Annotated in this window: 9 protein-coding genes; 8 read left to right on the top strand and 1 reads right to left on the bottom strand. The window is 59.7% G+C overall.

What is annotated here, in order from left to right; translation table 11 throughout:
• Positions 1-14 precede the first annotated feature (14 nt).
• Positions 15-1070: a hypothetical protein gene (locus tag AB4N80_RS17060; RefSeq protein ID WP_122565801.1), complete on the top strand. Its 1056-nt coding sequence runs from the start codon at positions 15-17 to the stop codon at positions 1068-1070.
• Between the two features lie 271 nt (positions 1071-1341).
• On the opposite strand, the gene AB4N80_RS17055 is transcribed toward AB4N80_RS17060, so the two are convergent.
• Positions 1342-1938 carry a TetR/AcrR family transcriptional regulator gene (locus AB4N80_RS17055; RefSeq protein ID WP_460078040.1) on the bottom strand — a complete coding sequence of 199 codons (597 nt, stop codon included), beginning with the start codon at positions 1936-1938 and terminating at the stop codon, positions 1342-1344.
• A 502-nt stretch (positions 1939-2440) separates the two neighbouring features.
• Between AB4N80_RS17055 and AB4N80_RS17050 the strand changes: the two genes are divergently transcribed.
• The 7 genes from AB4N80_RS17050 (at position 2441) to AB4N80_RS17020 (ending at position 12632) form a co-directional block, all read left to right on the top strand.
• The gene (locus AB4N80_RS17050; protein ID WP_460078039.1) at positions 2441-3454 is read left to right on the top strand and encodes an SDR family oxidoreductase; all 1014 of its coding nucleotides are present in this window, start codon (positions 2441-2443) and stop codon (positions 3452-3454) included.
• An 81-nt stretch (positions 3455-3535) separates the two neighbouring features.
• Positions 3536-5056, top strand: coding sequence for a class I adenylate-forming enzyme family protein (locus tag AB4N80_RS17045; protein WP_122565805.1), 1521 nt, complete (start codon positions 3536-3538; stop codon positions 5054-5056).
• The gene (locus AB4N80_RS17040) at positions 5046-5657 is read left to right on the top strand and encodes an HAD-IB family hydrolase (protein ID WP_122565806.1); all 612 of its coding nucleotides are present in this window, start codon (positions 5046-5048) and stop codon (positions 5655-5657) included. Before AB4N80_RS17045 ends, AB4N80_RS17040 begins: the two co-directional genes overlap by 11 nt.
• A 3-nt stretch (positions 5658-5660) precedes the next feature.
• On the top strand, positions 5661-7424 hold the full coding sequence (locus AB4N80_RS17035; protein ID WP_122565807.1) for an FAD-dependent monooxygenase: 1764 nt from the start codon (positions 5661-5663) through the stop codon (positions 7422-7424).
• A gap of 118 nt (positions 7425-7542) precedes the next feature.
• Entirely contained in the window at positions 7543-8622 is a 1080-nt protein-coding gene (locus tag AB4N80_RS17030) for an acyl carrier protein (protein WP_122565808.1), read from the top strand.
• Between the two features lie 73 nt (positions 8623-8695).
• Positions 8696-12097: a beta-ketoacyl synthase N-terminal-like domain-containing protein gene (locus tag AB4N80_RS17025; RefSeq protein WP_460078033.1), complete on the top strand. Its 3402-nt coding sequence runs from the start codon at positions 8696-8698 to the stop codon at positions 12095-12097.
• A gap of 7 nt (positions 12098-12104) precedes the next feature.
• Positions 12105-12632, top strand: a complete 528-nt coding sequence (locus AB4N80_RS17020; RefSeq protein WP_240998430.1) for an SRPBCC family protein — start codon at positions 12105-12107, stop codon at positions 12630-12632.
• Positions 12633-12748 lie beyond the last annotated feature (116 nt).

Raw genomic sequence — 12748 nt, 5'->3', positions numbered from 1 at the left:
CACGGAGAGAACCTATGCCCGCTCCCCTTCAGATCCCCGCACACCCTGGGGAAAACCTGCGCCCCAGCACCCTCATCGCCGAGGACCTGCTAAACCCTCGCGGCCTCTGCCTGCAAGCCGATGGCAGCCTGCTGCTGACCGAAGCAGGCTCGGGGCTGCCCGACCAGCCCTTCAGCGGCCGTATCAGTCGATTGCGACCGGATCCGCAGCGGCCCGGTGCCTACCTGCCCCGCGAAACTCTGGCGCAAGGGTTTCGCGCCATGAACATGCAGGCGCGCATGCTGCGCGATGAAATCATGGGGGTGTCGGACATCGCCTGCGGTGACGGACGCTGCCTGGTCAGCCAGACCGATTACGTCGCGGGCTCCAAACTGTTGGACCTGCAATTCACACCGCCCGAGCCGGTCTTCCATAGCCGCGGCAACCTGAATGCGCTGTGCTACCACCCGACCCGCCGCAGTTGGCTGGCCGTCAAGCCCGATACCAATCAGTTGGTGGAGTTCGCCACGGGCCAAGAAGAGCACGTGTTGGCCCAACTGCCCGAGCTGGATCAAGGCCAGGAAGCCGTTCCCGTGACGCTGGTGTACGAACCGGCGACAGACGCGGTGCTGATCAGTCTGTTCTCGGGGGAACTGCACGGCGACCCGAGCCGCAAGGGCATCGACTTTGCCGAAAAGGCAGGCCAGGTGATTCGGGTCTGGCCCGCCAGCGCCGAGATCGACATCCTGATTCGCGGCCTGCAACTGCCCACCGGGCTGGCGCTGCGTCCCAACGGCCAGTTGCTAGTGCTGGAACTGTGCGAGCACCTGCAACAACCCCTGCTCTCCGACTGGCACGGCGAACCACTGCATGGCGGCTTTACCCGGTTCAGCGGGCGACTCTTGGGCTGCGACATGCAAACAGCCCAGGTCACGGTGCTCGCCCGCGGCCTGGATACCCCGTCCAACCTGTGCCTGTTACCCGATGCGGTACTGGTCAGCGAAGGCATGGGCCTGGTCGGACGCCCCTTGCCCACGCCCGATGAACGCGTGGTGCCGTTAAGCGGCAGGCTTCGTCGGGTGCAGCTCTGACAACGACACCGGCCGGTGTCAACCAGGCTCGGGGGGGCGAAGACGGCGGCACAATCAATGTTGATGCAAGCTGACCCACTGCTATCGCGAGCAAGCTCGCTCCCACAGGGGATCGAGGTTGTTCATGAGTTTTGTATTCAGCACTGGACCATTGTGGGAGCGAGCCTGCTCGCGATGACGGTTGCACTCAACATCGATTCATGGGGCGTTGATCCAGGCAGCGGTACTAGCGGACGCCAGCCCCTGGCCTGTCGGGAATAACAGCGGCGGACTACAGAGGCTCCGCGGTCTGGATGAGCGAGTTAAGCACCAGCTTTATCTCAATCGCCGGATCTTTGTGCCCTTGCAATATCAAGCCTTCGGCCAAGGCCGTGAACGTCTTCGCAAGCGCGGCATGTTCCAGCGGCGGTTTCTTGCCGGCATGGTTGAATATGATGGTAATCAACTTGCCCAAGGCCTCGCTGTTTTCCTCATGCAAGTCGTAGTAATGCTGTGAGAACTCTTCATCACGCAGGGCGATCAGCTGCAACTCGGCATCGAGGATCGCACAGCGGGTATTGTTCTTCAGGGTGTCGATATAGGCATTCAAGCCATGGCTCAACTGCTCCGCCGAATAGCCCGACGCCAGGGTCGTGCTCAAGCGATCGATTTCAACTCGTTTGAAGCGTTGAGTCAGTTGCAGGAGCAAGTCCGATTTACTGGCGAAATTGGAAAAGAAGGCCCCTTTGGAAAAGCCGGCCGCCTCGGCAATAACGTTGACGCTGGCGGCATGAAAGCCTTTGCTGATCATCAGCTCAGTGGCGGTGTCAAATAGTTTGTCTCTTGTTAGTTGCTGGCTCTCTTCTCGACCTAGTCTCTTTTTAATCACGCCCTCGGCTCCTTTGGCCAGTCAAAATGTGCACCTGTAACTAAATGCGACGAAGCGGCTACTCACTGTATGGAATCCATTTTCGCCATCATATCTTATACGCACCTCGTTCAATCATTTACATTTTAACTTTCATTCAGTGCCATGTATGTGCCATGTAACCGGGACAACCTGGAACGAACGCAAGATGACTATTCAGTCACTTTTGGCCTGGGTACAGGGCAGGTCAAAACCGCCCCTGACAAGCTGGATGGGAGCCCTCCTCTACCGCCCCCAAGAAGTATTTTCCCGCCGTCCCACGACACACCGCAGCGTGAAAAAATCCGCGTAAAGCCCGGTGCAGAGCCACCGATTTGACACCATCACGAAATACCGCTTGATTCTCAGATACCGAATGGTTTTTAATTGCGCCGTTGGTGAAGCCCAACGCCTGCCCCTGGCACCGCGTCCGTGACACGGGTTTCGATGCAATGGCAGGTCATCTCACAGGAGCGGTATTTTAATGGAATATGCCTTCGTTACAGGCGCTACTGGCCTGCTCGGGAATAATGTCGTTCGTGCGCTGTTAAAACGAAACATCAAAGTAAAAGCACTGGTTCGTTCCGCAGAGAAAGCCAAGAAACAGTTCGGCGGCCTGCCCGTCGAATGGGTCGAAGGCGACATGCTCAATGTCGATGCCTTCAGTCATGCGTTGCAAGGGTGCGACGCCTTGTTTCATACGGCGGCCTATTTCCGCGACAGTTACAAAGGCGGGAAACACTGGCAGAAACTGTATGACACGAATGTGACCGGCACCGAGCGACTGTTGCAAGCCGCCTATGCCGCCGGTATCCGTCGCGCCGTCCACACCTCTTCCATTGCCGTGTTGAAGGGCAATAAAGATCAAGTGATCGATGAAACCATGTCTCGCAGTGAACAGGAGGCTGACGATTACTACTTGAGCAAAATATTGTCCGAACAAAAGGTCCAACAATTCCTGGTGCAGCACCCGGACATGTTCATTGCCATGGTATTGCCAGGGTGGATGTTCGGCCCGGGGGATATCGGCCCGACCTCCTCTGGACAGTTCCTGCTCGACTTTGTCGGACAAAAACTGCCCGGCGTACTGCCCGGAAGCTTTTCCGTGGTCGATGCCCGTGATGTAGCCGAACATCAAATCGCGGCCATCACCCGCGGCAGGTCCGGAGAGCGTTACCTCGCCGCCGGCAATCACATGGACATGAAGAGCATTTTCCAGGCGCTGTCCAGCGTCAGCGGCGTAAAAGCCCCCGAACGAAAAGTGCCGTTGTTCATGCTGCGAATCATCGCGCTTATCTATGAAGGTTATTACCGGATCACCAAGAAACCGGTACTCATCAGTACTTCTACGGTCAAGCTCATGGCGCAGGAACAAGGCCGTACGCATTTCAGCCACAAAAAAAGTTCAAGGGAGTTGGAATGCCAGTTCCGCCCCGTCGCTGAAACCCTGACCGATACCCTGGACTGGTATCGAAACAACAACTACACAGATGCTTGATTGAGACAATTCATATAAAGCCTGCCTCTGTAGTAATTTTTTTGACGCGTTCTATATCCAAGGATTGAAAGAGGTTGGTAAATGAAAAGCCTTTCATATAAAGAAGGTTTTCTGCATCGTTTTGTCGGTTTTTCGGAATCGTTCCCCGAGCAAGTTGCTATCCGGCACCTGGACACGGAAGAGGATACCGTCACTTATCGCGAGCTGCGCATCAAGGCCGAAGCCTGCAACGGTGCCCTGACGGCGCTCGGGGTATTGCCAGGCGATAAAGTAGCGCTGGTGCTGCCCAACGGGGTGGCGTTCATCGCTTACTACCTGGCGATTATCGGGCGGGGTGCCATTCCGGTCATCCTCAACTACAAGTTGACCCCTTTTGAAATGAACAGTGTGGTCAGCCTCGCCAGGCCGACCCTGGTGGTCACGACCGAAGCGCTATGGGTGCAACACCGCGAGGTATTCCAGCCGGACAACGGCGTCAAGCACGCCCTGGTGCTGGACGGTGGGAGCGAACCGTCATCGCCCCTGCCCGCCAATGCAACGGCCGCCTCTCAACTGCCTCAACAGCTCGAACCCTTGCTGTTGCCCGAAGGCAATCCGATCGTCTCGGTGCAGTTCACCTATCGAGGCCTCGGCAGGCCCTTGGCTGTTTCACACCGCTATCTCGACCTGACGCAATCGAGCGATGGGCTGCACGAACACTTTCACCTGCAAGGCGTCGGCTCCGTGCATCTGGTGACGCTGCCGCTGTATGCCATCTTCGGCCTGTCCGTGATGATGGTGTTTCCCTTGAGCGTGGGCGCCACCCTGCTCATGACCAACACCCTGCTCAACCGGGACCTGGCAGAAGTCCTGTCCGAGCATCAGGTCACCTTCGCCTGCCTGGTGCCTGACGTCATTCGCTACTTCAATACACGACTGGCCAAACGCAAAGGCGCGCGGTTGCCGTTGCACCCGCAACTGATGATCTACTCGGGCGGCAGCCACCTGCCGGCCGATGAAGCCGAGAAACTGGGCACGCTGCTGGGCTGCAACCCGGTACTGCAGGGCTACGGCTTGACCGAAAGCATGCCGGTGATCGTCCAGAGCTCGATTGGCCCGGTCCACCGCGGCGCCATGGGCCAGCCGATCAGCGGCGTGGAACTGCGCGTTGTCGATGCCGAAGGCCAGGACGTGGCACCCGGGCGCATCGGCGAATTGCTGATCCGCGGCGCGATGGTGATCGACGGCTACCACGATGCCGAGGACACCAATGCCCGGTTCTTCCGCGATGGCTGGTTCCACAGTGGTGACCTGGTCTGGCGGGACGACGATGGGCATGTGTTTTTCTTTTGCCAACGCCTGCGCATCTCGAAGATCAAGGCGCAGATGGTCGACCTGGTGGAAATCGAATCCATCGCCCTCAAGCACCCCGACGTGGTGCGCGCCAGGGCCTATATCGTCCCGGACCACAAGGACGTCAACGTGCTGCACCTGTGCGTCGAAGGAACCGGCGAGCTGACCCAGAACGCGCTGAGCACCCTGCTTTCGCGCTACCTATCGGGCTTCAAGCTGCCCAAGACCATCGAGATTATCTCGCTCAAGGAAGAGGCGCATGCACACTAACAGCACCCAACCGGTCCTGGCCGTTTTCGACTTCGACGGCACATTGACCGACCGGCACACGTTCTGGCGCTACATGCGCTATATCGTGGGCACCCGTTCGTTCTGGCTCAGGATCATTCCCCTGCTGCCCAAGATGCTCAGCGTGATCCTTGGCATCACACCGCTGATGCAAGCGCGCCTGGCCTTCATTGCCTGTTACCTGGGCGGCCTGTCGGTGGAGCAAGAACGCGAGCACGCCAAATACTTCATCAGCGAACAACTGCCACTCTGGCTCAGGCCCGAGGCGTTGCGACGGCTGCAATGGCATCAATCCATGGGGCACATCACCGCGCTGGTCAGCAACTCGCCGGAAAACTACCTGATCCCCTGGGGCCAGGCCGCAGGGTTTGACTATGTGTGCGGCACGCGCCTGGCCACGGCAAAGAACAAACTGACTGGCGGGATAGCCGGTACCAACTGTGTAGAGCGAGAGAAAGTTACGCGGCTCAAGGGCTGCCTGAACAACCTGGATGATTTTTACATTTATGCCTACGGCGACTCATCAGGCGACGATGCCCTGCTCGGCATTGCCAACTCCCCCTTCTACAGAAACTGGTACTGATCGATGAACACGCTGAGCACGTTGGCCCCCAAGCATTTCAAGCGCCCCGGCAGCGCCCCCACCGTCATGATCGTCGGCGCCGGCCCTATTGGCCTGTCCCTGGCGATCATGCTGAAAAAATGGGGCGTGGCGTTTCGCATCATTGAAAAAAACGCCGGCCCCTCGACCGCGACCAAGGCGATGGCGATCCATTCCCGCACCCTGGAAATCTTCCGAGACCTGGGTGTTGCCGAACAAGCCATCAGCGACGGTTTCACGATCAACCAATTCTCCGTGCAGTCGAATGCCAAGCGGGTGCTGAACTACAACTTCTCCTACCTGGACGCGACCTATCCCCTGCTCTTGAGCCTGCCACAGCCGCAAACCGAGAAAATTCTCCTGGAACGGCTGAAGGAACTGGGCGCAGAGGTGGAGTGGAACACCGAACTGGTGGACATCGAAAACCTGCCGGGCTCGGTGCGCATGACGCTCAAGCATGCCGACGGCACCGACGAAACCTTCACCAGTCGTTGGGTGGCCGCCTGTGACGGGGCTCGCAGCAACATCAGAAAACGCCTGGACATGACCTTCGAAGGTTCGTCCTACGATCGCTTCTTCATGCTCGCCGACGCCGATATCGAGTGGTCCGGAAGCAAGGACGAAGGCGCGTTCTTCCTGGGTGCCCAGGACGGTTACGTGGCCGTTGCGCCGATCAGCGCCCAGTCCCGTTATCGACTATTCATCGAAATGCCCTACAACCTGCCACCCGAAGGTGAGCGCCCGTCCTTGAGCCTGGAGAACTTCCAGCGCCTGTGCGAAGGACGTGGGCAAAAGATGACGCTGTCCAATATCTCATCGACCACCATCGCCTCGTTCCAGCATCGCCGCGTGCAATCGATGCAACAAGGCTCGGTGTTCCTGCTGGGGGACTCGGCGCATATCGGCAGCCCCATCGGTGGCCAGTGGATGAACCTGGGGGTTTCCGAGGCCTATAACCTGGCCTGGAAAATGGCTTATGTCGATCAAGGCTTGGCGGATCCGTCCTTGCTCGACAGCTACAACGAAGAGCGTTATCCGGTTGCTTTGGAAGTTGAAAACACCGCACACCGCCTGACGGGGCTGATTACCGTCCGGCGGCGCGCCCTCGTTTGGCTGCGTGACAATGTCCTGCCGCTGTTGAGCAACCGGAAAAAGGTCCAGCGCAAACTGCCATCGATGATTTCCGGTCATCAATATCACTACGAGAAAAGTGATTACATCCAAGAATCGCTGACAAAAAAGCAGCGCAACAACTGGAACAAAAAGGGGAAAAAAACCCAGTTCCAAACCGCAGCGCCTCGCGCTGGACAACTGGCGCCCGATGTCGAGTTGTGGCAACTGCAAGGGATGCCCACAAAACGCTTGATCGACCTGTTCCATGGAACGTTCACGCTGCTGATTTTCAGCGCGGCCGATCAGTTTTCGCCTTTATTGCCGGGCTATTACGCGTTAGCCGAGTCGGTGGAAAAGGACTACCCAGGCATCAAGGCCTATTGCGTGATCGACGCCCTGAGCAGCGCCGGCTTGCCAGCCTGGCACTCGACACTGCTGGACCCCGATTGGCGGCTGCACAAGCGCTACCACGCCAAGGAAGGCACGTTGATGCTGATTCGTCCTGACGGCTACATCGCTTTCCAGGGCGCTGATGCGATAACGCTGGTGACTTATCTGAACGTAAGGTCCGGTTTGCTCAAGGGCGCCCAAAAAACATTATCTTGCGAGAACGACGCAGTGGAACTCCAACTTTAAGTCGCTCCATGGCTACGGCCGATTTACTTCACTGATACAAACAAGGCCCAGTCCTGGGCCATGATTTTTGATCTTTCTTTTGTATAGAAATATCGACCGACTTGGTTAGGAGAACCTTATGCGCGTGCAACTTAACGATGTGGTGCAGGAATTCATTGTGTCCAATGGGAAAATAGCCCATAGCTATTTCTCTCTGTCCGAAAAAATCATTGAGTCATTGTGCGAATCCAATATCGCCAAGGAAGCGATATTGCTGCGCGTGTTGGAACAGGCCGAATCCGTCACTGCCCACTATTTCAATGCTCATCAACAAGTTCTCGAGGGTGTTTATGCCCATGGGATCGAAACCTCCGTCAGCCAGAATGTCGCTGTGCTGGAGCCCGTTCACTCGAGCCCGACAATCCTGGCCCCGGTGCCTGCCACCGAAACCGTCGAACAGGCTGCCGCACTCAGCTACGGGCAATGGTTGCGCGGCGAAATCAGCACAGTCACCGGGTTCCAGGCACAACAGATCGACTTCGATCAAAGTTTCGAAAGCCTGGGGATCGACTCGCTGGGGCTGGTGGACATATTCGAATCCCTGGCCCAGCACTTCCCGGAAAAGAAAGACCTCACCTCGCAGCTATTCGATGCCCCTACCCCAACCGCCCTGCTGGCACGGCTGGAAGCCGATCCGCAGGCATCGGCGGTGGATGTCCAGGAGTGGGTATTGAATCAACTGGCGGCGATCACCGGCTTTACGGTTGAGCAGATCGACCCAACACACAGCTATGAAAGCCTGGGCCTGGATTCGCTGGTGCAGTTGGATTTCCTCGAATCAGTCGTCGCCCTGTGGCCACAGCTCAAGGCTCACAGCTCCGAGCTGGCCAATGCCAAGTTCCCGCAGGCAACCATTGCGCTGATTCAAGCCGCCCTGGCCGATTCCCAGCCGCAAGCGGCGCCCTCACCTGCCGCGACAGTCCCCCAAGAACAGGAAGAAAACCTGCTGCTCAACGCCCTGTCGCCGTTGATCCCCGACGCCGCGCAGTCGATCGATATCCAGACGCCTTTCGCCCAACTGGGTCTCAACGGCTTCGCCCGGGAAGCGCTCTGCCAATCCATGGCACAACGGTGCTCGGCCAGCGAGTTTGCCGGCGAAGCGCTGATGTCCCGTCGCACGCCCCAGGATGCCTTGGCCCTGCTGGCCAGGCTGAGCTAACCCCAGCAGCAATAGGAATGGAATCCGGGTGACAAACAGGTCACCCAGCATTTTGGCGATCAGGAGACAGGGTATGAGTGGCGCAGCAACAACAGCGGGCGATTTTTGCTTCAGCGCAATGGCGGGCGAGTTTCCGGGGGCACCGTCAACGGAGGCGCTCTGGCAGTTGCTCGCCCAAGGGCAGATCGCACCGATCGAATCGATGCCGACACGCTGGGAGGTGGACAAGGCGTCGATCTATTCAACCAAGGCCGGCGAGAAGGATCGTACCTACCTGGACAGCGCGTTTTGCCTGACCGACGACGCCTCGATCCCCTCCCGCCACGAAGGACGGCAGGTCGCCATCGGCCAGAAAGTGCTCCAGACGCTGTTGAGCCAACTCGCCGCGCAAGGCTCGCCACTGAGCGGCGAACGCACGGCGCTGGTGGTCGCGACATCCTGGAGTGACGAGAGCTATTTCGTCACCGGCCTGTCCGGAAAAACCGCTGCATCGGCGGGCTTTACACCGGGCGAACAAGTGGCGACATTGGCCGCGGCCTTTGCCTTGGGTGGGCCGGCGTTATCGGTGGACACGGCCTGCAGTTCGTTCCCCTACGCCCTGGACATGGCCCAGGCGCTGGTCAACAGTGGCCAGGCGGACAACGCGATTGTCATGGCCCTCAACACCGTGCTGCCACCGGCGCTGTTCCTGGGGTTCTCGCAGTTGACGGCGTTTTCCGCCCGGGCGCGGATGGAAGCCTTCGGCCAGGACGCCGACGGCATCGTGCCGGGCGAATGTGCGGTCGCGTTTCTGGTCGAACCCGTCGCCCTGGCCCTGACGGCGCAGCGCCGTCCCCTGGGCGTCTTGCGCGCCTTGGGCATGTCCGCCGACGGCGCCGAGGGCTCGGTATTCGCCCCCGGCAAACAGGCCCAGTATTCGGCTTACCAACGTGCCTATCGCGGCCTCGATCCAAGGGACGTGGACTACATCGAGACCCACGGCACCGGTACACCGCTGGGGGATGCGACGGAGCTGGCCTCGCTGAACAGCTTCTTCGCCCCCCATCGCCCGGACGGCGAGAAAATCACCATCGGTTCGATCAAGTCGGTCATCGGCCATCCTCTGGCCGCTGCCGGCGGCGCTTCGCTCGCCAAGGCCTTGATGATACTGCGCCACAAAGGCATTCCTCCGCAGCCTGGCTACCGTCCCAGCACAAAGGTCGACGACACCTGCCTGCGACTTGCCACCCAGCAAGTGCAGCCCTTGGAAGAGCGTCCGTCGGCAATCCGGATTGGCATTTCCAGCTTTGGTTTTGGTGGCGCCAACGCGCACCTGGTGGTGGACGAATACCGGCCCGACGACCACCCCGCCGCAGCCCCCGCAACCACTTGCGGCGTGCTGATGCTGGACCTTGCCATTGTCGAGGCTGAAGCAGCGCTGGGCAGCCATCGCTCGTTGCAAGCATTCCAGCAGCAGCTCGAGCAACCCGCCGCCCCCTCGGTCATGTTTCCTTATGGGCGCTTCGTTGATTACACCCCGGCGCCCGGTCAGCCTTTGCTGGGCAAATTTCTCGCCCAGGACCACGTCATCGATATCGACGGTTTCGGCATGGGCCCCAAGCCGCTGGCCCATGTCGACCCGTTCAAGCTGTTAATCACCGATCGCGTCAATCACTTGCTGCGACGCTTGCCCGGCGTGGCCGGTTCGTCCGGCACCGCGATGGTGATGTGCTGCAACATGGGCGGCGAGCGCTTCAGCAACGCCTATAGCAGCGCCCACAACTTCTACTCCCGGACGCAAGGCGCGGCGCCGGGCGTCGAGGTGACTGACGTGGCGACCATGTTGCCGAACATGTTGTCCGGCTACCCGGCGCAGATTTTTGACTTCAAGGGTTTCCATCAGACCCTGGTCGGCACCGCGGGTCTGTTCTGGCAAACCATGCTGGCCTCGCCGCAATGGTTCGACAACGGCATCACCACGCTCCTGCTCGGCGCCGGGCGTTTTTTCAGCGGCGAAATCGAGGTCGAGCGCGCTCGGTACAGCGCGATCCAGCAAGGTGAAGGACTGGGGTTGCTTGCGCTGCGTCGCTATCAACCGCAGGCCACTGAAAAACCCTTGCTGGTGATCCGCGCCGCGGTCCTCGCCCATGCAGCCGGCTCGCTGGAAGAAGCCTGCCGGTTGTTGGGCAAGGAGCCGAGCGACTATTCGAACGTTGAGGTCTGCGAGTTGCAGCCCGTTGCGACGCCCGCCAGCGGATCGCTGCAGGAGATCACCGGTTTCCTGGCCGAAGCCAGTGGCATCGAAACCCTGCTGGCGGTGATGTTGCGGGGCACGACCCATAGCGTGATCGAGGTGCGCGAGGCTGGCAAGGCGGTGATGTGGCTGTTTACCGAGCAGCTTCGCCAATGGAACCCGACCACGGCCGAGGCCATCAAGCATCCTTTCATGTTGCGCTTTGCCCATTCTTCATCCCAGGAACTGCAGCAGGTCATCACGCCTGTCAGCCGGGTCCGCGAGCCGCAGAACGATGGCGTCGACGTGCAGCAGCTCAGCGACATGCTCACCAGCACCCTGCTCTCCGGGCTGCGGGTACGGGTGCGCGCCATGGAAAGCCTGTTCGCCCTGCACCGTGGCGATACCGTCCAGCGCCCGGCGCACTGGCAGCGCAGCGCGGAACATAGCGTGATCACCAACGCCCAGCGCACCCCTCAGTCGCTGCACGCCCAACTCGTGGTGAATGAAGCGCACCCGTACTTCTTCGATCATCCCCTGGATCACATCCCGGGCATCTTGCTGCTGGAGGGCGTGCTGCAACTGCTCGAACTGGCCATGCCGCCTCTGAGCGGACGGGTCGCCTACATCAAGACCCTGACGATCAAGTTCCAGCACTACGTACAGAAGCAGGGCACGGTCGATCTGCACGTCGAGCAAGGCGACGATCCCCAGGTGTTCAGTGCCAAGGTCATGCAGGCCGGGAAAGTGATGTGCACCTGCGTCCTCGCCATGGCCTACAGCTCGGCGTTCGAGACCTCACCAGCCGGCGAATTCAGCGCCACGCCCTGCCGCGACAAGGCCCTGCTGCACAAGGCCAGGGCGCAAAACGTCATCGTCAGTGACATGAGCAGCGTCGCCCAGGGCCTGAGCGTGGACACCGTGAAACTGCCGCCGGAGCACTTCTTCCAGGCAGGCGATCCCCAGCACTATTCGATGGTGTATTTCCTCGAAGTGGCTCGCCAGTGCTACATGCAGATCGCCCACAGCCACCTGCGGATCCCGCTCAATACCCCGATGAACCTGCTGGCCTTGAGTTTCACCCTGGATCGGCCCATCCCCAGGAACAGCCCGCTGTCATTGGCGCCGCAAGCCGGTTTCGATACTGCGCTCCAGGCCTTCAAGACCAACCGCATCTATATCGACCTGTTCAACCGGGGCGAAAAAATCGGTCAAGCCAGTATTACCGCCCAGGTGCTGAGTCAATCGGCGCCGGCAGCCTGAGCCTTGAATGGATCTGCCCACCCCGCATGACCGTGCCCCCCACAACCAAGGTGTCGCCGTGAACGATGTCAACGTGCAAGTCATAGTCAAATCGCCCCCTTCCGAAATCTGGAAGCTCTGGAGCAATTTTCCCGACGCGCCGCTCTGGGATACCGACGTCCGCCAGTGTCAACTCGACGGTCCGTTCCAGGCGGGAACCCGCGGCCGATGTGTCCTCAAGAATGGCTTGACGATGCCCCTGAAACTGGATGCCGTGAGCCCGTATGAAAGTTATCGCAACAGCGCCCGGCTGCTCTGGATCGACCTCGAATTCGATCATCGGATGCGCAGGCTCTCTGCCGATGAAACCCATGTCATCCATAGCGCGAAGATCTCGGGGCCGTTGAGTTTCCTGTACCGCGGGCTGCTGCGTAAAGCGCTGGCCACGGCGATGACCACAGCCCTGGACAACCTGTGCAGGCTGGCTGAACTGCGGGCCATCGATACATCGGGGCTCGGGAAAACCGCGACGCCTCGTCCAATGCCGATCCGTTAATTGGATGTCACGGGGATACACAAACCGTGGCGAGGGAGCTTGCTCCCGCTGGGTCGCGAAGCGGCCCTGTTTTGGGGCTGCTGCGCAGCCCAGCGGGAGCGAGCTCCCTCGCCACA

It is taken from the genome of Pseudomonas sp. H3_A02 (genome assembly GCF_054671965.1).
The sequence above is the reverse complement of the archived record's forward strand: the minus strand, read 5'-3'. Positions and strand labels throughout refer to the sequence as shown.